This window comes from Rhizobium sp. AAP43 (genome assembly GCF_001296045.1).
In the GTDB taxonomy this organism is placed as follows: Bacteria; Pseudomonadota; Alphaproteobacteria; order Rhizobiales; family Rhizobiaceae; genus Allorhizobium.
In genome coordinates this window covers 1-25,692 of sequence record NZ_LJHS01000018.1, presented here as the reverse complement: position 1 = coordinate 25,692, position 25,692 = coordinate 1, and the positions used below count along the sequence as shown (strand labels likewise).

29 protein-coding genes and 2 tRNA genes are annotated in these 25,692 nt (G+C 59.5%); 13 read left to right on the top strand and 18 right to left on the bottom strand.

Translation table 11 applies throughout. From position 1 onward, the window contains the following. Positions 1 to 52 precede the first annotated feature (52 nt). The 3 genes from tsf to IP76_RS11480 all read right to left on the bottom strand — a co-directional run bounded on the left by tsf (position 53) and on the right by IP76_RS11480 (position 3,014). Positions 53 to 979 (bottom strand): translation elongation factor Ts, encoded by a 927-nt coding sequence (gene tsf / locus IP76_RS11490; RefSeq protein ID WP_054158361.1) that lies wholly within the window; start codon positions 977 to 979, stop codon positions 53 to 55. 248 nt (positions 980 to 1,227) lie between these two features. Then, a complete protein-coding gene (gene rpsB, locus IP76_RS11485; protein WP_054158360.1) occupies positions 1,228 to 1,995 on the bottom strand; it encodes a 30S ribosomal protein S2 in 768 nt (255 codons plus the stop codon). A gap of 191 nt (positions 1,996 to 2,186) precedes the next feature. Continuing rightward, on the bottom strand, positions 2,187 to 3,014 hold the full coding sequence (locus IP76_RS11480; protein ID WP_156318550.1) for a cell envelope integrity EipB family protein: 828 nt from the start codon (positions 3,012 to 3,014) through the stop codon (positions 2,187 to 2,189). Between the two features lie 116 nt (positions 3,015 to 3,130). Here IP76_RS11480 and IP76_RS11475 point away from each other — a divergent pair, with 116 nt between their 5' ends. The 4 genes from IP76_RS11475 to IP76_RS11460 all read left to right on the top strand — a co-directional run bounded on the left by IP76_RS11475 (position 3,131) and on the right by IP76_RS11460 (position 6,045). Then, positions 3,131 to 3,601, top strand: a complete 471-nt coding sequence (locus tag IP76_RS11475; RefSeq protein ID WP_054158359.1) for a RidA family protein — start codon at positions 3,131 to 3,133, stop codon at positions 3,599 to 3,601. After that, entirely contained in the window at positions 3,598 to 4,329 is a 732-nt protein-coding gene (locus IP76_RS11470) for a glycerophosphodiester phosphodiesterase (protein WP_054158358.1), read from the top strand. The genes IP76_RS11475 and IP76_RS11470 overlap by 4 nt, the downstream gene beginning before the upstream one ends. Before the next feature lie 21 nt (positions 4,330 to 4,350). Next, positions 4,351 to 5,550, top strand: a complete 1,200-nt coding sequence (locus IP76_RS11465; RefSeq protein ID WP_054158357.1) for a GNAT family N-acetyltransferase — start codon at positions 4,351 to 4,353, stop codon at positions 5,548 to 5,550. A 72-nt stretch (positions 5,551 to 5,622) separates the two neighbouring features. Further along, entirely contained in the window at positions 5,623 to 6,045 is a 423-nt protein-coding gene (locus IP76_RS11460; RefSeq protein WP_054158356.1) for an HIT family protein, read from the top strand. Between the two features lie 13 nt (positions 6,046 to 6,058). Here the strand turns inward: IP76_RS11460 and IP76_RS11455 are convergent, their stop codons facing one another. From IP76_RS11455 to cysE, 7 genes are all read right to left on the bottom strand, one after another. Continuing rightward, on the bottom strand, positions 6,059 to 6,397 hold the full coding sequence (locus IP76_RS11455; protein ID WP_054158355.1) for an AzlD domain-containing protein: 339 nt from the start codon (positions 6,395 to 6,397) through the stop codon (positions 6,059 to 6,061). Continuing rightward, entirely contained in the window at positions 6,394 to 7,173 is a 780-nt protein-coding gene (locus IP76_RS11450) for an AzlC family ABC transporter permease (protein ID WP_054158509.1), read from the bottom strand. The genes IP76_RS11455 and IP76_RS11450 overlap by 4 nt, the downstream gene beginning before the upstream one ends. Positions 7,174 to 7,242: 69 nt before the next feature. Next, positions 7,243 to 9,723, bottom strand: a complete 2,481-nt coding sequence (gene clpA, locus IP76_RS11445; RefSeq protein ID WP_054158354.1) for an ATP-dependent Clp protease ATP-binding subunit ClpA — start codon at positions 9,721 to 9,723, stop codon at positions 7,243 to 7,245. A 9-nt stretch (positions 9,724 to 9,732) separates the two neighbouring features. Then, positions 9,733 to 10,080, bottom strand: coding sequence for an ATP-dependent Clp protease adapter ClpS (gene clpS / locus IP76_RS11440; RefSeq protein ID WP_054158353.1), 348 nt, complete (start codon positions 10,078 to 10,080; stop codon positions 9,733 to 9,735). A 240-nt stretch (positions 10,081 to 10,320) separates the two neighbouring features. Beyond that, the gene (locus IP76_RS11435; RefSeq protein ID WP_054158352.1) at positions 10,321 to 10,668 is read right to left on the bottom strand and encodes a phasin family protein; all 348 of its coding nucleotides are present in this window, start codon (positions 10,666 to 10,668) and stop codon (positions 10,321 to 10,323) included. Positions 10,669 to 10,869: 201 nt separating this feature from the next. Then, entirely contained in the window at positions 10,870 to 11,073 is a 204-nt protein-coding gene (locus IP76_RS11430) for a DUF3126 family protein (protein ID WP_054158351.1), read from the bottom strand. A 123-nt stretch (positions 11,074 to 11,196) separates the two neighbouring features. Beyond that, a complete protein-coding gene (gene cysE / locus IP76_RS11425; protein WP_054158350.1) occupies positions 11,197 to 12,021 on the bottom strand; it encodes a serine O-acetyltransferase in 825 nt (274 codons plus the stop codon). Positions 12,022 to 12,092: 71 nt separating this feature from the next. Here cysE and IP76_RS11420 point away from each other — a divergent pair, with 71 nt between their 5' ends. Next, on the top strand, positions 12,093 to 12,896 hold the full coding sequence (locus IP76_RS11420; RefSeq protein WP_054158349.1) for an enoyl-CoA hydratase-related protein: 804 nt from the start codon (positions 12,093 to 12,095) through the stop codon (positions 12,894 to 12,896). Positions 12,897 to 12,899: 3 nt separating this feature from the next. Here IP76_RS11420 and IP76_RS11415 read toward each other — a convergent pair whose 3' ends face one another. Beyond that, positions 12,900 to 13,685 carry an alpha/beta fold hydrolase gene (locus IP76_RS11415; protein ID WP_054158348.1) on the bottom strand — a complete coding sequence of 262 codons (786 nt, stop codon included), beginning with the start codon at positions 13,683 to 13,685 and terminating at the stop codon, positions 12,900 to 12,902. Positions 13,686 to 13,848: 163 nt separating this feature from the next. On the opposite strand from IP76_RS11415, the gene IP76_RS11410 reads away from it, so the two are divergent. Together IP76_RS11410 and IP76_RS11405 are read left to right on the top strand one after the other, a co-directional pair. Then, complete coding sequence (locus IP76_RS11410) at positions 13,849 to 14,094, top strand: zinc-finger domain-containing protein (RefSeq protein ID WP_054158508.1); 246 nt, start codon at positions 13,849 to 13,851, stop codon at positions 14,092 to 14,094. A 27-nt stretch (positions 14,095 to 14,121) separates the two neighbouring features. Beyond that, the gene (locus IP76_RS11405; protein WP_054158347.1) at positions 14,122 to 15,285 is read left to right on the top strand and encodes an FAD-dependent monooxygenase; all 1,164 of its coding nucleotides are present in this window, start codon (positions 14,122 to 14,124) and stop codon (positions 15,283 to 15,285) included. Positions 15,286 to 15,300: 15 nt separating this feature from the next. Here IP76_RS11405 and IP76_RS11400 read toward each other — a convergent pair whose 3' ends face one another. Next, complete coding sequence (locus IP76_RS11400) at positions 15,301 to 16,491, bottom strand: cystathionine beta-lyase (protein WP_054158346.1); 1,191 nt, start codon at positions 16,489 to 16,491, stop codon at positions 15,301 to 15,303. Between the two features lie 357 nt (positions 16,492 to 16,848). On the opposite strand from IP76_RS11400, the gene IP76_RS11395 reads away from it, so the two are divergent. The 4 genes from IP76_RS11395 (at position 16,849) to IP76_RS11380 (ending at position 21,131) form a co-directional block, all read left to right on the top strand. Then, on the top strand, positions 16,849 to 17,877 hold the full coding sequence (locus IP76_RS11395; RefSeq protein ID WP_054158345.1) for an amino acid ABC transporter substrate-binding protein: 1,029 nt from the start codon (positions 16,849 to 16,851) through the stop codon (positions 17,875 to 17,877). Between the two features lie 116 nt (positions 17,878 to 17,993). Next, entirely contained in the window at positions 17,994 to 19,187 is a 1,194-nt protein-coding gene (locus IP76_RS11390) for an amino acid ABC transporter permease (protein WP_054158344.1), read from the top strand. 1 nt (position 19,188) lies between these two features. Further along, a complete protein-coding gene (locus tag IP76_RS11385) occupies positions 19,189 to 20,343 on the top strand; it encodes an amino acid ABC transporter permease (RefSeq protein ID WP_054158343.1) in 1,155 nt (384 codons plus the stop codon). Positions 20,344 to 20,357: 14 nt separating this feature from the next. Continuing rightward, positions 20,358 to 21,131, top strand: a complete 774-nt coding sequence (locus IP76_RS11380; protein WP_054158342.1) for an amino acid ABC transporter ATP-binding protein — start codon at positions 20,358 to 20,360, stop codon at positions 21,129 to 21,131. Between the two features lie 94 nt (positions 21,132 to 21,225). Here the strand turns inward: IP76_RS11380 and IP76_RS11375 are convergent, their stop codons facing one another. The 6 genes from IP76_RS11375 to IP76_RS11350 form a co-directional block, all read right to left on the bottom strand. After that, positions 21,226 to 21,963, bottom strand: coding sequence for a nuclease (locus IP76_RS11375; RefSeq protein WP_054158341.1), 738 nt, complete (start codon positions 21,961 to 21,963; stop codon positions 21,226 to 21,228). A 146-nt stretch (positions 21,964 to 22,109) separates the two neighbouring features. Beyond that, positions 22,110 to 22,186 (bottom strand) — tRNA-Arg (locus IP76_RS11370). Positions 22,187 to 22,225: 39 nt separating this feature from the next. Continuing rightward, a complete protein-coding gene (locus IP76_RS11365) occupies positions 22,226 to 22,531 on the bottom strand; it encodes an ETC complex I subunit (protein WP_054158340.1) in 306 nt (101 codons plus the stop codon). An 83-nt stretch (positions 22,532 to 22,614) separates the two neighbouring features. Further along, positions 22,615 to 22,691: transfer RNA gene (locus tag IP76_RS11360), tRNA-Pro, on the bottom strand. Between the two features lie 94 nt (positions 22,692 to 22,785). Further along, a complete protein-coding gene (locus tag IP76_RS11355) occupies positions 22,786 to 23,280 on the bottom strand; it encodes a DUF192 domain-containing protein (protein ID WP_054158339.1) in 495 nt (164 codons plus the stop codon). Positions 23,281 to 23,290: 10 nt separating this feature from the next. Continuing rightward, entirely contained in the window at positions 23,291 to 23,869 is a 579-nt protein-coding gene (locus tag IP76_RS11350; protein WP_054158338.1) for a cold-shock protein, read from the bottom strand. A 183-nt stretch (positions 23,870 to 24,052) separates the two neighbouring features. Between IP76_RS11350 and gloA the strand changes: the two genes are divergently transcribed. Together gloA and IP76_RS11340 are read left to right on the top strand one after the other, a co-directional pair. After that, positions 24,053 to 24,493, top strand: coding sequence for a lactoylglutathione lyase (gene gloA / locus IP76_RS11345; protein ID WP_054158337.1), 441 nt, complete (start codon positions 24,053 to 24,055; stop codon positions 24,491 to 24,493). Positions 24,494 to 24,590: 97 nt separating this feature from the next. Then, entirely contained in the window at positions 24,591 to 25,565 is a 975-nt protein-coding gene (locus IP76_RS11340) for a hypothetical protein (protein WP_054158336.1), read from the top strand. Positions 25,566 to 25,692 lie beyond the last annotated feature (127 nt).

Sequence of the window (25,692 nt, the reverse complement as noted above, 5' to 3'; positions counted from 1 at the left end):
GCGTTGTCACGCGATGCCCGATGTTTTCCCTGCGATAAGGATAAAGGAAAGATCAGCCCTTGGCTGCGGCTGCGACTTCGGCAGCGAAGTCGGACTCTTCCTTTTCGACGCCTTCGCCGAGCAGCAGGCGCGCCATGCCAGCGACTTCGATCGGTGCGCCAGCATCCTTTTCGGCAGCCTTGATGGCGTCGCCAACGGTCAGATCAGGATTGATGACGAACGACTGCGACAGAAGAGCGACTTCTTCGAAGAACTTTCGCATGCGGCCTTCGACCATCTTCTCGATGATGGCGTCCGGCTTACCGGAAGCGCGCGACTGTTCGATGAAGACGTTGCGTTCGCGCTCGGCGACGTCGGCATCCACTTCGTCCGCACGGATGGCGAGCGGGTTGGTGGCGGCGACATGCATGGCGACCTGGCGACCGATGGCAGCGAGTACGTCCTTGTTACCGGTCGACTTCAGAGCCACGAGAACGCCGAGTTTGCCGAGGCCGTCAGCAGCAGCATTGTGGATGTAGGTGGCGACGACGCCATCCTCGACCGAGAGCTTGACCGAGCGACGCAGGGTCATGTTCTCGCCGATATGAGCGATCGCATCCTTGATGGTGTCGGTGACGGACTTGCCGCTGGCCGGATAGGTTGCAGCACCGATCGCGTCGACAGAACCGTCGGTGGCGAGAGCAACGGAGGCAACGCCGCGAACCAGTTCCTGGAAAGCGTCGTTACGGGCAACGAAGTCGGTCTCGGAGTTGACTTCAACGACAACGGCCGAGGTGCCAGCGCCGGCGATGCCGATCAGGCCTTCTGCGGCGGTGCGGCCGGACTTCTTGTCAGCCTTGGCAATACCCTTGGCGCGCAGCCAGTCGATGGCGGCTTCGATGTCGCCGTTGTTCTCGGTCAGCGCCTTCTTGCAATCCATCATGCCTGCGCCGGACTTCTCGCGCAGTTCCTTAACCAGTGCTGCAGTGATTTCAGCCATTGTGTGCCTCTTGTCTGTTCAGGCGGCCGGTCCGCTGTCTGGGACAAGCCGGAGAGCCGCTGTTTTGGGACGAAATGTACCCGGATATGTGACAACGTGATGAAACGGCCACTACGGAACCCATGGGTCGTCTCCGACACCTCGCAGAGGCGTCCGGAAGAACGGAGGCCGCCCGTTGCTCCGGGGAGCGCACAGGCGGCCATTCCCTTGACGGGAAGATGCGGCGGAGACCGCCGCGAATACAGGTCTTAAGCGTCGGCTTCGGTTTCGAGAGCCGGCTCGATCAGAGCTTCGGCGGAGGCGCCGAGGTCACGACCCGAAGCGCCCTGCTGGCGTGCGATGCCGTCGATGGCAGCGCGCGAGATCAGGTCGCAGTAGAGAGCGATGGCACGCGAAGCGTCGTCATTGCCCGGGATCGGGTAGTCGATCAGGTCCGGATCGCAGTTCGAGTCGATGACAGCAACAACCGGGATGCCGAGGCGCTTGGCTTCGTCGATCGCGATCTTTTCCTTGTTGGTGTCGATGATGAACATCAGGTCCGGGGTGCCGCCCATGTCACGGATACCGCCGAGAGCCTTTTCGAGCTTCTCGCGCTCGCGCTCGAGGTTGAGGCGTTCCTTCTTGGAGTAGCCAGAACCTTCCGAAGCCAGGATCTCGTCAAGCTTGCGCAGGCGAGCGATCGAGTTCGAAATGGTCTTCCAGTTGGTCATCATGCCGCCGAGCCAGCGGGAGTTGACGTAGTACTGGGCCGAACGCTTGGCGCTGTCAGCGATGATTTCCGAAGCCTGGCGCTTGGTGCCAACGAACAGAACGCGACCGCCGCGAGCAACGGTGTCGGAGACGACCTGCAGGGCCTTCGACAGCATCGGCACGGTCTGGGCCAGATCGATGATGTGGATGTTGTTACGATCGCCGAAGATGTACGGCTTCATCTTCGGGTTCCAGCGGTGCGTCTGGTGACCGAAGTGAATGCCAGCTTCGAGAAGCTGACGCATAGAGAAATCGGGCAATGCCATGCCTTGTTATCCTTTTCCGGTTGAACCCCCGCGAAACAAACAGCAAGCCTTTTGAACCTGCCACCGGGCGGAATCGGCAGGATTTCTCCCTGTCGATCCCAAGCTTCGCGTGTGGAATGATGCGGCCCATACAGGGCGGCCCATGAAAAATCAAGCCGCAATCCGGACAAACACTCTGTCGATGCCGAGAATCACCGGCAATCAGCCTCAGGATTGCCGAGGACTTCGAGTTTGGTCAGCTTGCCCGCGAGAACGAAGTCGCCATAGTCCAGCGTCAGATCGCGGGTGACACCGTTTTCGTAGAGCTTGAAGGACTGATTGTAGATCGGCTCCTGGTCGCCGGTTGACTGGTCATTGAAATAGGCGATCGAGACCGGCCAGTAGTCGGCAGCCGCCAGTTCCGCCGCTGCCTCGACTTCGGGATCGGCTTTCGACGGCTTTTGAGGCCGGCCGACAATCGTCGTGGTCAGGAATGTCTGATCACCATCTTCAGAGCCATCGAAGATCCGTGATTCGAAGATGCGCTCTCCCCTGTTCGCCCGCGCGATGACTTCAAGCATATGTTCAGCCGGGAAGCGGCTTGCTGCCACTTCCAGGCCGCGCTTGTCAGGGCCTGTCAGCTCGATCTTGACCTTGGTGCCGGTATCGGCCGCGTCACCGGTCACATCTTTGTCGAGCTGGTCGTCGGTAAAGGACTTGTTATCAAAGCGGAAGCGGCCCTGCGCAAGATCTTCGAAAGTCGAGGATCTCTGGTCGGTGACGCGCACGCCGTCACCCATGTCGATACGGGTGACGAAGCGGAATTCCGTGCTGAAGCCCTTACAGCTCGATCCGTTGAATTCGTAGACCATGCGCCCGCGCATCGATTCGATGCCGGAACGATCCGAGGCTTCCTTGAGTACGATATCATAGACCGCGCGGTGCGGAACAAGGCCCGTCGGTGCAGCATGAGCTTCATAGCCGGCCGGAATTGCCAGGAGAGCCAAGGTGGCGCCAAGCGCCAAACGCAGAGGGTACATCGACATTCTCCTGTTGTAGTCCGGCACGATGTTATAAGACCACATTCGTCAAAAGCGAGACATGCTTTTCGTCACTTCAACTTTATCGCTCTTTTTCAACAATCCGGGATTGCGCCATGTCCGACACCATCGAAGCCCGCCTGGCGGCAGCAGGGATCAGCCTGCCCGAAGCCGCCGCCCCTGCCGCCAACTATGTCCCCTTCGTCGTGTCCGGTAACATGCTTCACCTGTCTGGACAGCTCCCCATGGAAGGGGGACGGATTGCCGTCACCGGGCTCGTCGGCGGCGATGTTGGCCTCGAAGAGGCGCAGCGGGCAGCGCGGCTCTGCGCCATCAACATCCTTGCTCAAGCAAAGGCGGCACTCGGCGGCGATCTCGGCCGGATCGTAAAGGTGGTGAAGCTGAATGGCTTCGTCGCTTCTGCCCCGGGCTTTGTCGAGCAGCACCTCGTGGTCAATGGCGCATCCAATTTGATCGCCGAAATCCTAGGCGAAGCCGGCCGGCATGCGCGCGCGGCCGTCGGCATGGCTGCCCTGCCCCTCAATGCCGCTGTCGAGATCGACGCCATCATGGAGATCCGTGCGTGACCAAGGCTGACTGGATCAAGGACCTGCCCGTCGCGCATCGCGGCTATCACGACATGAACCATGCGGTCTGGGAAAACACCCTCTCTGCCTTTTCCAGGGCCATCGATGCCGGGTTTGCCATCGAGTGCGATATCCAGCTTTCGTCCGACAGTGTCCCGATGGTGTTCCACGACCACGATCTTCAGCGCCTTTGCAGCATGGCGGGCGACGTTCGGGAGCGGACGGCCGGTGAGCTCGGCCTCCTGTCAATCGGCGCCACCAAGGACCGCATTCCATCGCTGCGCCAGATGCTGAACCTCGTGAAGGGACGCGTGCCGCTGGTGATCGAGCTCAAGGGCATCAATGCCGAGCAGGACGATGGCTATGTCGAGGCCGTTCTCGAAGTTCTGGAGGGCTATCAGGGCAAAGTTGCGCTGATGAGCTTCGACTTCCATCTGCTGCGCGCCTTGAAGAAGGCAGACTGCCCCTATCCCGTGGGCCTCACCGCAGAAGGGCAGAAGCCGGAGAATTTCGCAGAGCATGCAGAGGCTATGGCTCTCGGCCTCGATTTCGTCTCCTATTGCGTCGCACATTTGCCGAATGATTTCATCTCCGGCCTGCGTGAAAAGGCCACGCCTGTGATTACCTGGACCGTCAGGGATGAAATCATGCGGGCACAGACCTATACATATGCAGATCAGATGACGTTCGAAGGCTTCGACCCGCGCCAATCACCGGCCATTGCCTGAGACAACAACCAACAGGACCGCATGGCAGACGAGGTTACGATCCGCATTGTCGGCTCCTTCCTGGAGATCGATCCGACCGAATGGGCCCTCCTCTCCGGAACCTCGCGTTCCGGAGATGGCTACAATCCCTTCGTCTCGCATGCCTTCCTGTCGGCGCTTGAACAATCGGGGTCTGCCGATGCCGAAACGGGGTGGCTCGCCCACCACCTATTGCTCTCCGAAGGTGAGAGACTGATCGGTGCCGTGCCGTGCTATCTGAAGAGCCATAGTCAGGGCGAGTATGTCTTCGATCACGGCTGGGCGGATGCCTACCAGCGGGCGGGAGGGCGGTATTATCCGAAGCTGCAGGCTTCCGTTCCTTTCACACCTGCCACCGGGCCGCGTTTACTGGTGCGCCAAGGCGAGGATCGGGCACGCGTCCAAGCACTGCTTGCGCAGGGACTGCAACAGATTACCATCGAACTCGGCGTTTCATCCTCACATCTGACCTTCCTGCAGCAAGAGGAACTGCCGGCGCTCGAAGAAGCAGGCTTCCTGCATAGGACGGACCAGCAATTCCATTTCATCAATCGAGGTTACGCCGATCACGAGGCCTTTCTCGGCGAGTTGTCCTCATCGAAGCGCAAGAACCTGCGCAAGGAACGCCGCGCTGCGCTAGAAAACGGCGTCAGCATCGACTGGCTTACGGGCAAAGATCTGACGGAAGAGATTTGGGACCAGTTCTTCCATTTCTACATCGATACGGGCAGCCGCAAATGGGGTCGCCCCTATTTGACCCGGAGCTTCTACGCCTTGATCGGCGAGACCATGCCCGACGATATCCTGCTGGTCATGGCGAAGCGCGATGGCCGCTATGTCGCAGGCGCGATCAATTTCATCGGTGCCGACGCGCTCTATGGCCGGCACTGGGGCTGCATCGAAGACCATCCGTTTCTGCATTTCGAGGTCTGCTATCACCAGGCAATCGATTTTGCGCTGGCACGAGGGCTCTCACGCGTCGAAGCTGGCGCGCAGGGCGAGCACAAACTTGCACGGGGCTATGAGCCTGTTACCACCCATTCCGCGCATTTCATTGCGCATCAAGGCCTGCGGCGCGCCGTGGCGAACTATCTCGAGCAGGAACGGCAGGAAGTGGCGCAGATCGGCGCCTATCTCGAAGGGCACACGCCGTTCCGGAAGGGCGAGCGCGCCTTGCGGCCGGGCGAGGAAATCGACGGCTGACGAGATGCCTGCAGGCTTGTCGCACGACGGGACTTGCCGTTAACTGACTGTCGAATCGAGGAGTTTTTGCTGATGACTGCGTCTTACGACCCCAACAATATCTTCGCCAAGATCCTGAGCGGCGACATTCCGTCGGTTAAGCTCTATGAAGACGACGATACACTTGCCTTCATGGACGTGATGCCACAGGCACCAGGCCACCTCCTGGTCATCCCCAAGGTCGGCTCACGCAATCTCCTGGATGCCGATCCTGCCGTGCTTGCGAAGGTTTTGCCAGTGGTTCAGAAGCTCGCCAATGCCGTGAAGGACGCCTTCGAGGCGGACGGTGTGTATGTCGCGCAGTTCAACGAAGCAGCGGCCGGCCAAACGGTATATCATCTGCATTTCCACGTGATCCCGCGGCACGAGGCGCTGCCGCTGAAGCCGCATTCAGGCGGCATGGCTGATGTCGATGTTCTCAAAGCGCAGGCTGAAAAAATCAGAGCCGCCCTCTGATACCTTCCCTCTGTCAGGACGGTAGCCACATGAGACCGGCGCCTAGAATGGCAAGTGGTACGACGACGCCGACCAGCACACGCTGGCCGGCAATCAGGAAGGCGGCAAAGCCAATGCTGGCGGCAAGGAGCCTCAACCACAGCGGTGAGGCCTCCAGCGTGCCTGTCGGGAAGACCACGAGCTTTGCCGTGACAGCCATGACCAGCGCTGTGGCCACTGCCCTCACCCAATTCAAGGTTTCCGAGCCTTCCTGCAGCCGGTTGCCAGCCAAAACCCCTAGCCATCGCCAGATGTCGGTTGCCAGCCAACCGGCGACGAGGATCACGATATAGGGCCAGTATTCCGCCATCATACGGCCTCCTCCGGCTGTCCCGGTCCCTCGCCCCTCTCAGCCCCGGAAGACTGGCCCTTACGGATGACGTAGCGATCGAACAGATAGGCCACCGTGCCACCGCCAAGCCCGGCGATCAGGATGTCGAAGCCGGGCACCAGAACTGCAAGGAGTGGGCCAGCGACGACGCCGACGACGAAAGCTACCTTGACCACCGACTGGCGACCCGTCGCCCAGATCGAGGCGATGAAGTAGACGGGCGTCAGGAAGAACAGGAGTCCGGCGACGACCGGCGGGAAGCTTGCGACCAGTCCGAAGCTCACGCCGACGAGCACCGTATTCACCGTGACCAGCGTGATGCCGAAGCCGGAGAAATACGCGATGCGCGCTTCGCGTGGCACTTCCTTTAAGGAGCTCATCGCGAAGACCCAGGCGGTGATGGCGACAAAATGGGAGAGGATCAGGAGCAACCAGGTCGGCGTCCGCTCGTTGCGCATTTCCGGCACGAGCGAGGCCACCATCGGCATCAGGCGGATCGACGACAGGGACACGGCAAGGAAGATCGCAAAAAGATTCGCCCCGCTCGTCATCGTACCGATCAGGATCATTTTCGCCGGCAGCGCCCAGACAGCGGCGGTCATCACCATCGCCTCGGCCCGGCTGACGCCCGATTCCAGGGCGAAGGCCGAAAAGCCGACGAAGGAAATCATCAAGATAACCGCCGGGAGGCTGAAAAGGCCGCGCATACCCGCGAGGAACCAGCGGCCTTGAGACAGTGCAGGGGGTGCCGAAGCCATTGCGTATTCCAGATCGACAAAAAGAAGTGCCGGGCTTGCGCCCGGCACCGATCTCCTAAAGCGGAGGGCTTACTTCTTCTTCGGCACCTTCGGCACCGCGCTCCGCTTGGCAGGCTGCGGCGCAGCTTCGATCACGGCCACCTCGCCTTCATCTTCAACGGCTGCCGCCTTCGGCGCAGACTTGCGCTTTGCCTTGACCGGCTTGGCAGAGGCGACCTCAGCTTCGGGCTTGGGCTTCACGGGTGCCACCTCGGAAATCGCTTCGAGGTCCAGAACCTCTTCGCCATTGTCTCCGGCCTTGATCCCGACCTTGACCAAGCCGCCCTTCTTAAGCTTGCCGAACAGGATCTCGTTGGCGAGCGGCTTCTTGATGTATTCCTGGATGACGCGACCGAGCGGACGCGCACCCATCTTTTCATCATAGCCGCGGGTGGCCAACCAGGCGATCGCCGGTTCCGACAGATCGAAAGTCACGCCCCGTTCCGAAAGCTGGGCTTCCAGCTGCATGACGAACTTCTGAACGACCTTGTGAATGACGTCACTTGGCAGCGGCGCGAACGGAATGATCGCATCCAGACGGTTGCGGAATTCCGGCGTGAACAGGCGGTTGATTGCCTCCTCATCCTCCCCGGTGCGCTTGGACGAGCCAAAGCCGATCGCCGACTTCGCCATTTCAGACGCACCCGCATTCGTTGTCATGATCAAAATGACGTTGCGGAAGTCGATCTTCTTGCCGTTGTGGTCGGTCAGCGAGCCATGGTCCATGACCTGCAACAGGATATTGTAGATATCCGGATGCGCCTTTTCGATTTCATCGAGCAGGACCACACTGTGCGGATGCTGGTCGACGCCATCGGTCAAGAGACCACCCTGGTCGAACCCAACATAGCCGGGAGGCGCACCGAGGAGGCGCGACACCGTGTGACGCTCCATGTATTCCGACATGTCGAAGCGCTGCATCTCGACGCCGAGAGAGGCTGCGAGTTGCTTTGCCACTTCCGTCTTGCCGACGCCGGTCGGGCCGGAGAAGACGTAGGAGCCGATCGGCTTGTTCGGCTCGCGAAGGCCCGCACGGGCAAGCTTGATTGCCGTCGACAGAGCCTCGATCGCCGCATCCTGGCCATAGACGACGGACCGCAGTTCCTTCTCCAGGTTGGCAAGAACCATCTCGTCGTCCTTGGATACCGTCTTGGGCGGAATCCGGGCCATGGTCGCGATGGTGACCTCGATTTCCTTCTCGGTGATCAGCTTGCGGCGCTTTGAGGCCGGCAACAGCATCTGCGCTGCCCCCGTCTCGTCGATCACATCGATCGCCTTGTCCGGCAGCTTGCGGTCAGAGATGTAGCGGGCCGAAAGCTCGACGGCCGACTTGATCGCCTCGTTGGTGTAACGCAGCTTGTGATAGTCCTCGAAATAGGGCTTGAGGCCCTTCATGATTTCGATTGCATCGTCGATCGACGGCTCATTGACGTCGATCTTCTGGAAGCGGCGAACAAGCGCGCGGTCTTTTTCGAAGAACTGGCGGTATTCCTTGTAGGTGGTCGACCCGATGCACCGGATCGCGCCCGAAGACAGCGCCGGCTTCAACAGGTTGGACGCATCCATGGCCCCACCTGACGTGGCGCCCGCACCGATGACGGTGTGGATCTCATCGATAAAGAGCACGGCCCCCGGATAGTCTTCCAGTTCCTTGACGACCTGCTTCAGACGCTCTTCGAAGTCACCGCGATACCGGGTGCCGGCAAGCAGCGTGCCCATGTCGAGCGAGAAGATCGTTGCGTCTGCGAGCGCTTCCGGCACCTTGCCTTCAACGATGCGCTTGGCTAGACCCTCAGCAATAGCCGTCTTGCCGACGCCGGGGTCACCGACATAAAGCGGATTGTTCTTCGAGCGGCGGCACAGAACCTGGATCGTGCGGTTGACCTCGTCGTGGCGACCGATGAGCGGGTCGATCCGGCCGGTCTTGGCTTTCTCATTGAGGTTGACGCAGTAGGCTTTCAGCGCCTCCTGCTTTCCGCCCTTGGCAGCACCTTCCTCTGGCTCACGGCCGGGCTTGGCTTCCGCCTCGCCCTCTTCCGCGCCGCGTGGGTTGCGCACCTGGGAGGAGCCCGGGCGCTTGCCAATGCCATGGGAGATGTAATTGACCGCGTCGTAGCGTGTCATTTCCTGCTCCTGCAGGAAGTAGGCAGCGTTGCTCTCGCGCTCTGCAAAGATCGCGACCAGAACATTTGCGCCGGTCACCTCTTCGCGCCCTGACGACTGCACGTGGATCACGGCGCGCTGGATGACGCGTTGGAAGCTCGATGTCGGCTTCGAATCCTCGTCGTATCCCGTCACAAGATTGGAGAGATCGTTGTCGACGAATTCGGAGACGTTCTTGCGCAGAACGTCGAGATTGACGTTGCAGGCCCCCATGACGGCGGCTGCATCGGCATCGTCGATCAGAGCAAGCAACAGGTGTTCGAGCGTCGCATATTCATGGTGACGTTCGTTTGCGTAGGTCAGGGCCTGATGCAGCGCCTTCTCAAGGCTGGGCGAAAATGTTGGCACGTCTGATCCTCACTTCTTTTCCATGACGCATTGAAGCGGATGCTCATGTTGCCTCGCGAAATCCATCACCTGCGAGACTTTCGTCTCGGCGACTTCGTACGTGAAGACGCCACATTCGCCGACACCATGATTGTGCACATGGAGCATGACGCGGGTGGCGGCTTCCCTGTCCTTCTGGAAAAAGCGCTCCAGGATATGGATCACGAATTCCATGGGCGTGTAGTCGTCGTTGAGAAGCAGTACGCGGTACAGATTCGGCTTCTTTGTCTTCGGCTTGGTGCGGGTGATCACGGAGGTGCCGCGGTTGGCATTCTCCCCGTCGCCCTGGCTTTGCATGAAGACCGGCTTTGCAGTCATTTCAGTTCATTCTCCGTTGCCCGGCCGTTTGCCTTTGCACATCGGTGCGGACGAACACTCAGCACAGTAGGTAGGTCATATTCTGGTGATTTTAAGCCCCCGGCCGCACGCTCAAGAGATTTTGTCCCGCAGCACGGTAGACCCGAAGATATAGGAGAGACAAGTTATACCAGCGAGCACAAATGACAAGACCGGCTGCGCAGGGCGCAACCGGTCTCGCAGGGCTCACGCAAGCCTCGATCAGGCAGCGACTGGCGTCATGGATGGCATCTTGCCGATCTGCGCCTCGAAGGGCTTATAGGCTGTCTTTGCAAGATCTGCATACATCTCGCTCAACTTCGTCGCCTCGGCGACAAAACTCTCATAGGAGGACTTGAGGAAGGAAGTCTGCAATTCGAAGACAGCCTCAACGCTCTTCACGGTGGTCAGAGCTTCCATGTAGGATGCCATGTCCTGAAACGACTTCTTCGAATAATCGCCAGCCTCCGTAGCGATCGCTTGGAAACCGCGCGCCACCTCCGAATAGTTCTTCAGCATGGTGTCCATAGCTTCCTTGCCCTTCTTGTTGGCTTCATCGAAACTGATCATGCGATTTCCTCCATCAAGCGTGTCATTCTCTTGCGAAAGATAGCACCCGCACAAAAAGCGTCAAGCGAAATTGTGCGTCGCAACAACACCCAAGGTTGCATTACGCAACAATAAAAAAGGCCCTCGTCGGTGCGAGGGCCTCAGGTCTTTGATAGGTCGAGGGAATTTCCCAACCACCTCAACCCAGGGCTACAAGCCCTATTACAGATCAACGTCGAGGATCGCCATCGAGAAATTATAGGAGAGGTCGCCGTCTTCCTCGTCCTTGAAGACAACACCGAGAAACTCGTCACCGACATAGACCTCGGCCGAGTCATCTTTGCGCGGACGAGCCTTGACGCTCATCGTCGGGTTGAAGGTCCGCTTGAAATAGGCGTCGAGCTTCTTCAATTCATCGGGCTTCACGCTCAGTCTCCATGCTTGGTTCGAATTTGCGCGCTTGTCGCACGGGCGTTCCGCGGATGTAAAGACGCAAACCGCACTTTGCCCAGGCCAAGACCAGGCGACCCGTGTGGCTGACGCCAGCCCTCAGTCGACCGATGCGATCATCTGATCCATGGAACGCGCCGGCTCGGCACAGCCCGCCTCACCCACAACGCGCGCCGGGACACCGGCCACCGTAGTGCATTTCGGCACAGGTTTGAGGACGACGGATCCGGCGGCGATGCGCGAGCAGCTACCAACCTCGATATTACCGAGCACTTTCGCGCCCGCACCAATCATCACGCCGTCGCCGATCTTGGGATGGCGGTCGGCCCCCTCCTTGCCCGTGCCTCCTAGCGTCACGCCATGCAGGATCGAGACATTGTCGCCGATACGGGCAGTCTCACCGACGACAAGGCCGGTTGCATGGTCGAGGAAGATGCCTTTGCCAATCCGCGCGGCCGGATTGATGTCGGTCTGGAAAATGTTGGACGAGCGGCTCTGAAGATACAGCGCAAAGTCACGACGACCGTTATTCCAGAGCCAATGCGCCAGACGGTGTGTCTGGATCGCATGGAAGCCCTTGAAATAGAGAACCGGCTCCATGAAACGGGTGCAGGCGGGGTCGCGATCATACACGGCCTGAATATCGACGCGCAGAATGCCGGTCCATTCCGGCCAGTCAGCCATCATGGCCTCAAACGCCTGACGCAGAACGATCGCCGGGACATCACTGTGGTCAAGCCGCTCGCAAATCCGATAGATCACGCAGTCCTCAAGCGAGCGATGGCTCAGCACCGTCGAATGGAAGAATGCGGCCAGCATCGGATCGCGATCAGCCGCCAGTCGGGCTTCATGCCGCAGACTGTCCCAGATCGGATCCATGGATTTCACGATATCGGCCTTGAGGATGTCGTTGTGTGCGACCATTGCCGGTCTCCCCATTCGTATTGGAAGGCTATTATATAGACGAAGACCCAACGAACACAAATGGGGCCGGCATGAAACAATCGAACGCTTTCGCGCAGAACCAGATCAAGGCAAGCTGTGATGGGGGCGTGGGCTATCTCGTGATCGACAGCCCTTCCCGAAAAAACGCGATCAATGCCGCCATGTGGCGGGCAATCCCCGACGCCATTCAATGGCTTCAGGCGTCGGCTGGTGCCCGCGTCATCTTGCTGCAAGGCGGCGGAGAGGTGGACTTCAGTGCCGGAGCGGACATTTCGGAATTTGCCGCCCTGCGCAAAGATGCCGAGACCGCACGGGTGTATGAGGCCAGCAACAGCGCCGCATTCGCTGCCGTTCGCGAGGCGTCGGTTCCGGTGATCGCCGCTATCCGTGGGATCTGCTATGGCGGCGGGTTCGGGCTTGCGGCTGCCGCTGATCTGAGAATTGCGGCCGACAAATCCGTTTTCGCCGTGCCGGCCGCGCGGCTCGGGATCGCTTATCCAGCCGATGCAGTGCAGGATTTCGTCCGTGGACTTGGCAGCGCAATAGCGCGCCGTGCCCTGTTCACCGGCGCAAGCCTCACTGCCCACGAGCTCTTCACCTGCGGCTTCCTCTCTGCGGTCACAGACCCGGCGGCGCTTGATGCGGAGACACTCATCGTGGCGAGGGCAATTGCGGCGAATGCGCCCCTGTCGATCAGGGCGTCAAAGCTGGCGATCCGCGCGGTTGAAACTGAGGACCTTGACCTTTTGCGCGAAGCAGAAATCCTGGGCGTATCAACCTTCACCAGCGCCGACTATGCCGAGGGTCGAGCTGCCTTTGCCGAAAAGCGACAGCCCACCTTCACCGGAAAGTGAGTATCAAGACGCAGCGCGCGCGGCGAGAAACTCCAGGACCGCCTTCTTAAAAACGCGGTCACCTACCGCGAGCATGTGGTCTCGATTGGGGATATCGAGAACCGTTGCCGTCTGCATCAGGTCGCCAAGCTCCTGAGCGGAACCAGCGATGTCGTCCTTCGTGCCGACACCAATCAGGGTCGGGGCATCGACGCGAGCGATGTCCTCGCGTGACACGAGGTCACGTGACGTGCTGATGCAAGCTGCGAGCGCCATCCTGTCAGACCGCGTCTGGTCGGCGAAAGCCCGGAACATCCGGCCCCGCTCATGCGTCACATCCTCTAGCGACGGCGCCAGAAGGGCTTCCGCGATCGGATCCCAGTCGCCAACACCATCACACATCCCAATACCGAGGCCGCCAAAGACCAGGGAGCGCACACGGTCGGGATGTTCGATTGCCAGAAAGGCCGCGATTCGTGCGCCCATCGAGTAACCCATCACATGCGCGTCAGCGATACCGAGATGCGTCAGCAGAGCCGCTGAATCGCTCGCCATATCCGACGGGTGATAGGCCTCTGGATCATGCGGCTTGTCGCTTTCCCCATGGCCACGATTGTCGATGCCGATGACGCGGAAACCAGCGTCCCCCAATGTTCGCAGCCAGCCGGTATAAACCCAGTTTACGCTGGCCGAAGAGGCAAACCCGTGAATCAGAAGAATTGGTTCGCCTGCCGGGTCGCCGTCATCGAAGTAAGCAAGCTCCAGGCCATCATTGCGAAAACGGGAAAAGGGCGGCGCATCGAGATTCATCGTAAAGTCCTTTCAGGCTCGATCCGCACCTTAGTCAAGCAGGGTCTGACATCAATTGCCGCAGGCCGATTTTCTGTGGGTCGAGCATGGCTTTGGCTCTACACTTTTGAACTGGAGGGCGCTAATGTCCGGCCAAATTATCGAAGCAGTTTCGGAGTCTGTCATGGCCGGCCACACCATTCCCCATTTCCAGAACGACGGCGGTCATCGCATGATCGAAATCGGCGTGAAGGAATTCATGTGCACCGGCGCGTCCACGCCCTTCGACCATCCGCATGTCTTCATCGATATGGGCCATGATGACGAGAAAGTCTGCTCTTATTGCTCGACCCTTTATCGTTTCAATCCGAGCCTGAAAGCCGAACAGACCAACCCGCCAGGCTGCGTCTTCCACGTCAAGGCGGCGTGATCGCGGCGGATCGATCGGCATAACATCATGGCTATCGCGCACGCTGCCATCATCGGAGCCGGGATGGCAGGCCTGACGGCTGGCCTTTCGCTTGCCCTCAAAGGCATCTCCAGCGACATCATTGAGCAGGCGCCGCAACTCGGCGAAGTGGGGGCTGGCCTGCAGCTATCCCCGAATGCGACGCGCGTACTCGATCAGCTTGATGTGCTTGCCGACCTTGAGAGGCATTGGATCGAGCCGCAGTCCATTGTGTTGGCTTCAGGTACCAATCTACGGCAATTGGCGCAGGTACCAGCCGGCTCGTTTGCCCGCATGCGGTGGGGCAAGCCCTACGGCGTGCTTCATCGATCCACCCTGCAACAAGCCCTTCTTCGGGCCGTACTTAGTCAGCCGCTTTGCCGCCTGCATCTTGGACAGAGGATCCAAGGGGTTGGGGCGGATGCACTCGAAGCCGTGACAGGTCGCCGACCGGATCTGGTTGTCGGCGCCGATGGCGTCTGGTCGAATGCGCGTGACGCGATCGCCGACAGCCCCAGCGTCAGCTTTTCCGGCAATATCGCGTGGCGGTTCACGGTCGATCAGCACAAGGCACCCAGCTTCCTGTCTCGCGACGGGGTGACGGCCTTTCTTGGCCCCAAGGCGCATCTCGTCTGCTATCCGCTAAGGGAGATCGGCGGCTTCAATCTGGTCGCCATTGCGAGCGGGGCAAAAAGCGACGAAGGCTGGGCGATCGAGGCAGATGCTGCGCGTCGGGCGATGCTGCTTGAGCAGTTTTCCGGCTGGCATAGCGATATACGGACCATTCTGGCCGGGGCAATCAACCCGACATTCTGGCCGCTCTATCAGGCTTCAGAGGGTAACTGGCAGAATGGCTACGATACCGTGCTGATCGGTGATGCCGCACATGCGATGATGCCATTTTCGGCGCAAGGGGCCGCAATGGCAATCGAAGACGCCTACGCGCTCGCTGATCACGTGGCCCGCGCGCCGCTCCCCCTCGCACTCTCGGATTTCGAGAAGGTTCGGAAAGCAAGGGCTTCCCGCGTCAAGGCGCGCGGTGATTTCAACCGCCTCGCCTATCACGCCCGCGGTCCTATCCGCTTAGGACGGGACATTGTCCTGTCTTTGCGTTCGCCCGAGCGGCTCGCCGCCGACCTTGACTGGCTCTATGGCCACAAGATCGACAGCTGAGACATTAAAGCGAGATTACACGGCCGACGCCGCGGCGAAGCCGCGTTCGAGGTCAGCCATGATATCCTCGACGTCCTCGAGACCGATTTGCAGGCGGATAACGGCAGCGTCTACCGGGCCCTTCCGGATCGTGCGGTCATCCAGATTGACCTGGACCGCCAGGCTCTCATAACCGCCCCAGGACCAGCCCAGACCGAAGAGCTGGAGTGCATCGAGGAATGCATGCGCTTTTGGCCTGATCCTATCGGGTGACGAGGCAGGCAAGAGGAAGGAAAAGACGCCGCTCGCCCCCTTGAAATCACGTTTCCAGATCTCGTGGCCCGGAAAACTTTCGAGAGCCGGGTGCAGGACCCGTGCCACATCCTTGCGCGCCTCAAGCCAGCGGGCAACAGCAAGCGCGCTGCGGTAGTGGTGATCGAGCCTGAGCCCCATCGTGCGCAAGCCGCGCAGAATCTGGTAAGAATCATCCGGAGCACCGCAGATGCCAAGTGTGATATTGGCTTCCTTCAGCCGCTCCCAATGTTCCGCGTTGGCGGACACCGTGCCGAGCAGGATGTCCGAATGTCCGGATGGATACTTCGTCGCGGCATGGATCGAGATGTCGACGCCATGGTCGAGCGGCTTGAAGTAGAGTGGCGTCGCCCATGTATTGTCCATGGTGACGACACAGCCGTGCCGGTGGGCAATCGCAGAGATTGTCCTAATGTCCTGTATCTCCATCGTGTTGGAGCCCGGAGCCTCCGTATGCACCAGCCGGGTATTGCTCCGGATCAGCGTCTCAATCCCCTCCCCGATTTCCGGATCATAGTACTCGACCTCGACCCCGAGCCGCGTCAGCATGGTGTTGCAGAAATGACGGCAGGGCGAATAGACGGAATCGACAATGAGCGCATGATCACCGGCCGACAGGAAGGCGAGGAAGGGAACCGTGATTGCGGCCAGACCGGACGGCACCAGGATCGTGCCGGCAGCCCCCTCAAGCTCGTCGATCGCTCGGCAGAGCGCATCGGTCGTCGGCGTACCGCGGGTGCCATATGTATAGGGCTGGGAGCGCGTTTCCATGGCCCGCGCACTCGGGAAAAGCACCGTGGACGCGTGCACGACGGGCGGATTGACGAAGCCGAAATAATCGGTCGGCTCATAGCCCGAGTGGCATAGTTTCGTGTTGCTGCCGGCGGATGCCAGCCAGTCCTTGTTCTTACTCATCGCTCTCATTCCGTCTGCGTTTCCCTGCTGTTGTCGTCCGATGTCGCGCCCGAGGTCAAGAGTATGTTGCGCTCTTCCGCCGCCAGATGCAGCCATGCTTCTCACGCAATGCAATCACTGCCGCAGATACAAAAATGATCACATTTTTGCTCTTACTCGCCAAAATTGCCTAAATTCGATGCGGTTTCGGCAAATTAGCGCTTTTCTGATCAGGCGTTTCCATAAACACTTGACCATGCATCCATTTACGATTGTGATAGAAGCGCTCGGCCCGGGAGGCTATCGAGCCGATGGTCGTCGCGTTTCGTTTCAGGCTGACGCCATCGCACGAAAAACAAGAGAAAAAGGTTGGGAAAAATGAACAACAAGTTCCTGTCAGTCGCCATCGGCGCTGCCGTCCTGGGATTTGGCGCATCGGCCGCGGTCGCGGGGACGCTTGATGACGTCAAGGCAAAGGGCTTCGTACAGTGCGGCGTGAACGGCTCCAATCTGGCTGGTTTCGGCGCCCAGGATTCGTCGGGCAACTGGACCGGCCTCGACGTCGACCTCTGCAAGTCCGTTGCAGCTGCCGTTTTCGGTGACGCCACCAAGGTCAAGTTCACGCCTCTGTCTGCCAAGGACCGTTTTCCGGCCCTGCAGTCCGGCGAAATCGACATGCTTGCTCGTAACACGACATGGAGCGCCAGCCGCGATTCTCAGCTCGGCTTCGATTTCCGCGCCGTGAACTATTATGACGGTCAGGGCTTCATGGTCTCGAAGAAGCTGGACGTGAAGTCGGCACTGGAACTGTCCGGCGCTGCCGTTTGCGTACAGTCCGGCACGACAACCGAGCTGAACCTCGCCGACTACTTCAAGGCCAACGGCATGGAATACAATCCGGTCGTTTTCGAAAAGCAGGAAGAGGTTGACGCCGCCTATCAGTCCGGTCGTTGCGACGTCTACACGACCGACCAGTCGGGCCTCTATTCGATCCGCCTGTCGCTCGCGAACCCGGCAGACCACGTCATCCTTCCGGAAATCATCTCGAAGGAGCCGCTTGGGCCAGCCGTTCGCCAGAACGACTCTAAGTGGTTCGACGTTGTAACCTTCGCACATTACGCGCTGGTCACTGCCGAAGACTTTGGCATCACGCAGGCGAATGTCGATGAGATGGTCAAGTCGGAAAACCCTGATATCAAGCGCTTCCTTGGCGAGGAAAAAGACCAGACGATCGGCAAGGACCTCGGCCTTGATGAAAAGTGGGCCTACAACATCATCAAGCAGGTCGGTAACTACGGCGAATCCTTCGAGCGCAACGTCGGTCAGGGCAGCCCGCTGAAAATCGAACGCGGCCTCAATGCATTGTGGTCCAAGGGTGGCCTGCAATACGCTCCGCCGATCCGCTAAACCCGGATTGCCGCATACGGGAAGGCGCTCTGCGCCTTCCCACTTCATGGCAGGACGCATAAATCAATAAAAATAAGCACCCGGCCAGAACAGGCTGCGGTTCAGGGGACAGATATATGGCAGTTGAAACTGCAAACCGGGGCGGAGCTGCGCGCTCCGGGACCTCTTTGCTTTACAATCCCGCCCTGCGTCAGTTCGTCTATCAGGCACTGACCGTCATCTTCGTTGTCTGGCTGTTCTGGTTTGCCGGCACCAATGCCGCAGAGAACTTGGCGCGGGCCAACATGACCGCTGGCTTTGACTTTCTCGGCAGCCGCGCGGGCTTTGACATTGCCCAGACGCCGATCGCGTATACCAGCGATTCCAGCTATATGCGCGCCCTCACGCTCGGTCTTGTTAACACGTTGATTGTGGCGGTCACCGGCATCATCACCGCGACCATCATCGGTCTTCTGGTCGGCATTGGCCGGCTGTCGAACAACTGGCTGATCGCGCGGCTGTCGACCGTCTATGTCGAGGTCTTCCGCAACATTCCGCCGCTGCTTGTCATCTTCTTCTGGTACAAGGGCGTACTCTCACTGCTCCCCGACGTGAAGCAGTCGCTTTCGCTGCCGCTTTCGGTTTTCGTCAGCAATCGCGGTATCTACATGCCGGCCCCCGTCTTCGGCGAGGGCATGTCTGTTGTGCTGCTTGCTCTGGCGTTTGGCGTCGTCGGTGCGATCGCCTACAGTCGCTGGGCCACGGCCAAGCAGTTGGCGACCGGCAAGCGCCCGCCCGTTCTTTATATCAATCTGGCCCTGATTCTCGGCTTGCCGCTCCTGGCTTTTGTGGCCATCGGCTCACCCGTCACGTTCGATACGCCGGTGCTCGGCAAGTTCAACATGCGTGGCGGCACCGTCATCGGGCCAGAATTTCTGTCGCTTTACATGGCGCTCTCCTTTTACACCGCATCCTTCATTGCCGAGATTGTTCGCGCCGGCATTCGAGGTGTATCGAAAGGACAGAGCGAAGCAGCGAATGCGCTGGGCATCCGTTCCGGTCTGACCACGCGCCTGGTGGTTCTGCCGCAGGCGCTTCGGATCATTATCCCGCCACTGACATCGCAATACCTGAACCTGACCAAGAACTCGTCACTGGCGGTTGCAATCGGTTATGCCGACCTCGTTGCCGTGGGCGGGACGATTCTCAACCAGTCGGGACATTCAATCGAGATCATTGCAATCTGGATGCTGATCTATGTTTCGATCAGCCTTGCGACATCGCTGTTTATGAACTGGTTCAATGCCAAGATGGCTCTGGTGGAGCGCTAAGATGAGCAAAGACATCTCCTATCTCCGCCAGGAATTTCTGCCGGCCCTGCCCGCACCGACATCCGACAAGTCGATCGGCGGCTGGATGCGCAAAAACCTGTTTGCCACCCCGCTCGACTCCATCATGACGCTGGCCTTCGGCGCCGTGATCGTGTGGTTCGTGCTGTCGGTCTTTGATTGGCTGTTCATCTCGGCTGTGTGGTCGGGTGACGGACGCGCGGCCTGCGCGACACTCGTGCAGGGCGGCAACCAGCCGGATGGCTGGAGTGGCGCCTGCTGGGCCTATGTCGGTGACTGGTTCACCCAGTTCATGGTCGGCTCCTACCCCCGCGACCAGCTCTGGCGACCGATCCTGATCGCCGTGCTGTTTGTCGCGCTTCTGGTGCCCTTCCTGATCCCGAAGATGCCGCGCAAGGGGCTGAACGCCGTCCTGCTGCTCGTCGTGCTGCCCATCCTCGCCTATGTCCTGCTTCTCGGCGGCTCCTTCGGCCTCAGCCATGTGGAGACGTCGATGTGGGGTGGCCTGATGGTGACGCTGATCCTGTCTTTCATCGGCATTGTTGTCTCACTGCCCTTCGGCATCCTGCTCGCCATGGGACGGCGGTCGAAGATGCCGATCGTCAAGGCGGCTTGCGTTGCCTTTATCGAGCTCGTTCGCGGCGTGCCGTTGATTACCGTCCTGTTCATGGCCAGCGTACTTCTGCCCTTGTTCCTGCCACCGGGGGACAATATCGACAAGTTCCTGCGAGCGCTCGTCGGTGTGTCGATCTTCGCATCGGCCTACATGGCGGAAGTCATTCGCGGCGGCCTTCAGGCCATACCGAAGGGCCAGTATGAAGGGGCTGATTCTCTTGGCCTCAACTATGGGCAGAAGATGGTTTTCATCATCATGCCGCAGGCGATCAAGCTCGTCATTCCCGGCATCGTGAACACCTTTATCGGCATGTTCAAGGACACTTCGCTGGTCTCCATCATCAATATGTACGACCTGCTTGGCATCGTGAAGGCAAGCTTCGGCGACGCCAAATGGATCACGCCCGTCACACCATTGACCGGGCTGATCTTTGCAGGTTTCATCTTCTGGATCTTCTGCTTCGGCATGTCGCGCTATTCCGCCTTCGTGGAACGGCATCTCGACACCGGACATAAACGCTAAACAGGAAAACGCCCATGGCTGAAGCTCAACTCAAGAATGCCAAGGTTTCCGAAACCGAGGTCGCCGTCGAACTGATCAACATGAACAAGTGGTATGGCGACTTCCACGTTCTGCGTGACGTCAATCTCAAGGTGATGAAGGGTGAACGTATCGTCATCGCCGGGCCCTCGGGCTCCGGGAAGTCAACGATGATACGCTGCATCAATCGCCTGGAAGAACACCAGTCGGGCAATATTCTTGTCGACAATATCGAACTGACAAATGACCTGAAGAAGATCGACGAAGTGCGCCGCGAGGTCGGCATGGTGTTCCAGCACTTCAACCTCTTCCCGCATCTGACAATCCTCGAGAATTGTACGCTCGCACCGATCTGGGTCCGCAAAATGCCGAAGAAGGACGCGGAAGAGGTCGCGATGCACTTTCTCAAGCGCGTCAAGATCCCGGAGCAGGCAAACAAGTATCCGGGTCAGCTTTCAGGCGGCCAGCAACAGCGCGTTGCCATTGCCCGTGCACTCTGCATGAAGCCGAAGATCATGCTCTTCGACGAGCCGACCTCGGCACTTGATCCGGAAATGGTCAAGGAAGTGCTTGATACGATGGTGGGCCTTGCAGAAGAAGGCATGACCATGCTGTGCGTCACCCATGAAATGGGATTTGCCCGCCAGGTTGCCGACCGCGTCATCTTCATGGACCAGGGCCAGATCGTCGAGCAAAACTCGCCGGCCGAGTTCTTCGACAATCCGCAGCATGAGCGCACCAAGCTATTCCTGAGCCAGATCCTGCACTAAGCCGTGCACTGGCCTCGACTCGTTATGCAAAAGGCCCGCCAATTGGCGGGCCTTTTTCGATTCTTGGCCTCTGTGTTTCAGTGAGCGGCGTGGATCAACTGCACCAGGCATGACCACGCGCCATCCGCGGTCGCGCCAGGCCTTCGGAAACGAGAATTGACCCGAGCGAGCGGCCGTTACGGGTCGCAACCCGCATGGCGTCAGAGGATCCCTCCGTGCCCTGCCCCTTCAACAGTTGAAGGTCGAATTCTCCCGCATTCAACAGTGCCCGTAGACGCACCTTGGCGGCAAAACCTTTCTGCCGCTCCTGCGCGCAAGCTGCATTTTCCGTCGCGGGCGCAATCACGTCTGCTAACACCACCTTTTTCTTGTTGACCCAGAAACTGTCGCCGCTTGCCACGCACTTATCTAGGCCGGAGGTGCCGCAAAAATAAAAGGGCCCGTGTAAGCCTGTGGCTGTTGCGGTCGCCGTTGATGCAACTGATACCGATGGGCGACTGACAGGAACTGGCGAGTCTAATGCCTTTGCAACTGCTTTGGGCGGCACAGGCGCTCGGACGACGCCGATGGGAAGATCCTTGTCGGCGCGCGTTGGTAACGCTGCCTGACGTTCTCCTCTCGGGGTCTCAGTCTTTGTCTCGCGGCGGTCGCGCGACAGATAGGGGCCGACCTCCTTCAGCACAGCGGCCCTGTTCTCATAGACTCCAATACCCGCGGCGACGAGACCGAGAACGACGAGCCAGGATGTGAGGCCCTGCCCGCTTCTGCTCGCGGACGAGCGGGTGGATTTACGGCGCTTGCGCGGTGTGCGGCGGTTCGATGTGCTGGCCATGGTTAACCTTTCGTCACCGGCATTATCGCCGCCAAGGGTTTCCAAATGGTTGGCGAATGCGACGAGTCGCCGACGACCGCAGATGATTTCACACCTCAGTCATCAGGTCATATGTTTGAATTATATCAGAGACTTGATGGGATAAATGGCGATCCCTGCAGGGCTCGAACCTGCGACCTAGTGCTTAGAAGGCACTTGCTCTATCCAGCTGAGCTAAGGGACCGGCCAGGGCCGGCGACCATGCGCCGGCGGCAAGAAGGGGTCAGTGCGTCCAGGGCTGCAGGCGGCTGAACCGGAAATTATCGGTGTAAGAAACGACCTGACGCTTTGCGTCCTTAGGCAGGATGACACGGTAGTCAATGGCTTCGCGCTTGGCATAGGCTTCAGCCTGCTCGAGCGTTTCGAACATCAGCTTGACTTGCTGGCGGGTGTCTATTGAGCTGGTGTAACCCATCATCGGGTCAATGCGGCGCGGAGCGGCCTGATCGAATTCCAGCACCCAGAGATGGGTCTTGGCCTTGCCGGACTGCATGGCGGTTTTTGCCGGGCGATAGATCTTTGCAGACATTGGTCCCATCCGTCTCGAAGCCAATGACGGCGAGGCAGCCCGCCGCCCTTCATTCAGCGCGGCATAGGCCGGCTTTTCATTGCTGGTCGGAGTGGAGAGATTCGAACTCCCGACCCTCTGGTCCCAAACCAGATGCGCTACCAGGCTGCGCTACACTCCGCTCCAGCAATGGTGTGGGGATACACGGTTCCCCTCCCGCCTGCAACAGCAAAAACACGCTTTGCCTGGGCGTAATTCACTGAAAAAATTCAAGCCTATTGATTTACCGGTTGTGGCAGGTCCAGCGGAAGGCGCAATCGTGCTCCCGGGACCAGCCCGACCTCCGCTGCGCGACCGCCGCGAATCTCGAGCACATAGTGCACAGGCTCGCCCGAACTGACGATTGATTCCGAATAGGGCACCGTGCGCTCGGCAACACGTACCACCCTGCCCTCGTCATCAATGAAAACCATGTCCAGTGACAGCGGCGTGTTGGCCATCCACATGGTTACCATGCGTGTTTCACCGAAATCGAACAGCATGCCAGCATCTGCGGCAAGGCTGCTGCGCTCCATCAGCCCCCGTGCGCGCTGCTCGGCCGTCAGCGCCCATTCGACCTCAAAACCTATGGTTTTGCCACCAGACAGTTCAAACGCGATTCGCCCCTTGTCGAACGTCACGTCTGCCTGACTGACGCCCGAGAAGCCCATAAACAGGAAAAGCGCCACTATGGCGCTTTTGAAGGATGCTACAAAGAATCGCGCGGACATATCCAGGACCTCAATGCGCCCGGAGCGCCGGGCCGGGATTATCGGGGTGGATCTCGGCTGCCATGAGGCCCTTATCCCCTGGTCCAAAGCGGACCAGAACCGTCTGGCCCGGCCGCAACTCGGTCAGACCGAACCGACGCAATGTCTCCATATGGACGAAAATGTCCTCAGTCCCCTCGCCGCGCGTCAGGAAGCCGAATCCCTTGGTGCGGTTGAACCACTTAACCAGAGCACGTTCCAACCCGCTGGTTGGCGTTACCTGCACGTGTGTCCGCATCGGCGGCATCTGCGACGGGTGGACAGCCGTAGACTGATCCATCGACAGGATCCGGAAGGCCTGGTAGCCGCGATCACGCTTCTGAATAAGGGCAACAATACGCGTGCCTTCGAGAATGGTCTGATATCCATCGCGGCGCAGGCAGGTCACGTGCAGGAGAACGTCCTGCATGCCATTATCCGGCACGATGAAGCCGAAGCCTTTGGCGACGTCGAACCACTTAACCACGCCGGTGATCTCCAGCAGGTCAACGGCCTCGCCGGACAACTCCTCGAATCCATCGAGCCCCTTCGATGATATTCTGTCCGCCATTCCCCAAGCCCCTCGAAAACGCGTCACATTGCTTAGTTAACTGATTCTTGAGATTCAGATTAACATTCGGTCAATGCCTTTGCGCAAGCCCTTGTTTCACATTTCACCAGTTGCTTTTGCAGCGACAGCCTTGCTCGAAACTGTCGGCTGTACCATATGCCCAACGTCACAGGAGAAATCTGCATGCGCTACCTGCACACCATGGTCAGAGTGAAAGACCTCGACGCCTCGCTCCACTTCTATTGCACGCTTTTCGGCCTCCAGGAGATCCGGCGTTACGAGAACGAGAAGGGCCGCTTCACACTCGTCTTTCTTGCTGCGCCGAACGATCTCGATCGGGCAAAGGCCGAGATGGCACCTTGCCTCGAGCTCACCTACAACTGGGATACGGAAGATTACACAGGCGGCCGCAATTTTGGCCATCTCGCCTATGAGGTCGACGATATCTATGCCATCTGCCAGAAGCTGATGGACAATGGTGTCACCATCAACCGCCCGCCGCGCGACGGCCATATGGCTTTCGTTCGCTCGCCCGACGGAATCTCGATCGAGATCCTGCAAAAGGGCGAAAACCTCGCCCCCGCCGAGCCTTGGGTTTCCATGGGCAATACTGGCGCCTGGTAATCCGCTTCGCGCAAGTTTGCGCGACTAGATTGGCCTCGATGCGAGAGGGCGAAGTCGTCGCCCTCTCTCTTCCAAGGAAGATAATTTCGGGGCCGTCATGACCGCTTTCCTTTCGTCGTCCACACTGGCCAATGTCGCGTCTGTCGCGATTGCCGGTCTCGTGCTCGCCTCCTGTCAGACGGGTGCGGAAGAATTGCTGTCCATGGGCGACGCTACACCGGCTGCCTCTATCGCCAGGGCAGATCGGACATTGTCCGGCTATCAGGACCCCTTGGTCGTGGCGATGGCAGGCAAGACGGCACCAGCGTCAGATGCCCCTGATGCACCGAACGACGGCCCGGCCCCAACCTTGAAGCGCGATCCGTCTCCCATGGCATCGGCTTACACCGAAATTGCGGAACCACCACCCGAGGTGCTCGCCCAACAGAATGCCAAGATGGGGAATGCAGCGCAATCTCACTCGACACCGCAAGCGAGCGCCGCAGATCTCGGCGATCTGACCATGCAGGAGACCGGCGTTCGCGCTGGTACCAACAGCATTTTTGCGGCAGCGCGGAGCCCAGCACCGCTCCCGGAGCCGGAGGTCGTACAGCCTGGACAGGTCGGCCAGAATGCAGCCTCCACCAGCATCGTACCGTCAGACTTACCGGTCGTCGGCGTGCGTGCTGTCAGCAAGAGCTTGTTCAGCCCCACCATCCAGGCGTCTGCTGCTGTTGATCCAGCCGCCGCCACTATACCGGTGGCCGAGCCGACTCCGCCGGCTGCCCAAACCACGGATGACGGCCCACCTGTGCTGCGAAAGCTTTCCGATCCGCGCCCGAAGCGAAAAATGCTGGCGCTGCGGGAACCGCAGCAGCAAGTGCCGCAACAAGTGCAGATGACAGAGGAGCAGTTGACTGCGCTCGGCGCCGTTGCGGCACCGTCAGCGGCAGACGTCGCCTCGGCTGCGGAACCTTTGGCTGATCCGGCGACCAATGCAGCACCCGCCACCACCAAGAAGCGATGGATGCCGTCCCTCTCGAAGCTGCTCTCAGGGGGCACAGCCGCGAAAGCTCAACCTGCCTCCCCTTGAGTGTGACGACCTCCGTCATAATTTGTGCAAAAACGCAAAAGCAACGCTTGCGGTCCTGAAACTCTCTGACTATAAGGGCGCCACCGAAGCGCACGCGCCCTTCGTCTATCGGTTAGGACACCAGATT

What these genes read in the sequence shown, in the direction of transcription:
- IP76_RS11475 (WP_054158359.1), top strand. Translation starts at nt 3,131, where the DNA reads ATGTCCGACACCATCGAAGCCCGCCTGGCGGCAGCAGGGATCAGCCTG.
- IP76_RS11390 (WP_054158344.1), top strand. Translation starts at nt 17,994, where the DNA reads ATGGCAGTTGAAACTGCAAACCGGGGCGGAGCTGCGCGCTCCGGGACC.
- IP76_RS11375 (WP_054158341.1), bottom strand. Translation starts at nt 21,963, where the DNA reads ATGGCCAGCACATCGAACCGCCGCACACCGCGCAAGCGCCGTAAATCC.
- IP76_RS11420 (WP_054158349.1), top strand. Translation starts at nt 12,093, where the DNA reads ATGAAACAATCGAACGCTTTCGCGCAGAACCAGATCAAGGCAAGCTGT.
- IP76_RS11395 (WP_054158345.1), top strand. Translation starts at nt 16,849, where the DNA reads ATGAACAACAAGTTCCTGTCAGTCGCCATCGGCGCTGCCGTCCTGGGA.
- IP76_RS11455 (WP_054158355.1), bottom strand. Translation starts at nt 6,397, where the DNA reads ATGATGGCGGAATACTGGCCCTATATCGTGATCCTCGTCGCCGGTTGG.
- tsf (WP_054158361.1), bottom strand. Translation starts at nt 979, where the DNA reads ATGGCTGAAATCACTGCAGCACTGGTTAAGGAACTGCGCGAGAAGTCC.
- IP76_RS11415 (WP_054158348.1), bottom strand. Translation starts at nt 13,685, where the DNA reads ATGAATCTCGATGCGCCGCCCTTTTCCCGTTTTCGCAATGATGGCCTG.
- IP76_RS11410 (WP_054158508.1), top strand. Translation starts at nt 13,849, where the DNA reads ATGGCCGGCCACACCATTCCCCATTTCCAGAACGACGGCGGTCATCGC.
- IP76_RS11365 (WP_054158340.1), bottom strand. Translation starts at nt 22,531, where the DNA reads ATGTCTGCAAAGATCTATCGCCCGGCAAAAACCGCCATGCAGTCCGGC.
- cysE (WP_054158350.1), bottom strand. Translation starts at nt 12,021, where the DNA reads ATGGTCGCACACAACGACATCCTCAAGGCCGATATCGTGAAATCCATG.
- IP76_RS11435 (WP_054158352.1), bottom strand. Translation starts at nt 10,668, where the DNA reads ATGATCAGTTTCGATGAAGCCAACAAGAAGGGCAAGGAAGCTATGGAC.
- gloA (WP_054158337.1), top strand. Translation starts at nt 24,053, where the DNA reads ATGCGCTACCTGCACACCATGGTCAGAGTGAAAGACCTCGACGCCTCG.
- IP76_RS11340 (WP_054158336.1), top strand. Translation starts at nt 24,591, where the DNA reads ATGACCGCTTTCCTTTCGTCGTCCACACTGGCCAATGTCGCGTCTGTC.
- IP76_RS11460 (WP_054158356.1), top strand. Translation starts at nt 5,623, where the DNA reads ATGACTGCGTCTTACGACCCCAACAATATCTTCGCCAAGATCCTGAGC.
- IP76_RS11450 (WP_054158509.1), bottom strand. Translation starts at nt 7,173, where the DNA reads ATGGCTTCGGCACCCCCTGCACTGTCTCAAGGCCGCTGGTTCCTCGCG.
- IP76_RS11355 (WP_054158339.1), bottom strand. Translation starts at nt 23,280, where the DNA reads ATGTCCGCGCGATTCTTTGTAGCATCCTTCAAAAGCGCCATAGTGGCG.
- IP76_RS11405 (WP_054158347.1), top strand. Translation starts at nt 14,122, where the DNA reads ATGGCTATCGCGCACGCTGCCATCATCGGAGCCGGGATGGCAGGCCTG.
- IP76_RS11400 (WP_054158346.1), bottom strand. Translation starts at nt 16,491, where the DNA reads ATGAGTAAGAACAAGGACTGGCTGGCATCCGCCGGCAGCAACACGAAA.
- IP76_RS11350 (WP_054158338.1), bottom strand. Translation starts at nt 23,869, where the DNA reads ATGGCGGACAGAATATCATCGAAGGGGCTCGATGGATTCGAGGAGTTG.
- IP76_RS11380 (WP_054158342.1), top strand. Translation starts at nt 20,358, where the DNA reads ATGGCTGAAGCTCAACTCAAGAATGCCAAGGTTTCCGAAACCGAGGTC.
- clpS (WP_054158353.1), bottom strand. Translation starts at nt 10,080, where the DNA reads ATGACTGCAAAGCCGGTCTTCATGCAAAGCCAGGGCGACGGGGAGAAT.
- IP76_RS11480 (WP_156318550.1), bottom strand. Translation starts at nt 3,014, where the DNA reads ATGTACCCTCTGCGTTTGGCGCTTGGCGCCACCTTGGCTCTCCTGGCA.
- IP76_RS11385 (WP_054158343.1), top strand. Translation starts at nt 19,189, where the DNA reads ATGAGCAAAGACATCTCCTATCTCCGCCAGGAATTTCTGCCGGCCCTG.
- IP76_RS11465 (WP_054158357.1), top strand. Translation starts at nt 4,351, where the DNA reads ATGGCAGACGAGGTTACGATCCGCATTGTCGGCTCCTTCCTGGAGATC.
- rpsB (WP_054158360.1), bottom strand. Translation starts at nt 1,995, where the DNA reads ATGGCATTGCCCGATTTCTCTATGCGTCAGCTTCTCGAAGCTGGCATT.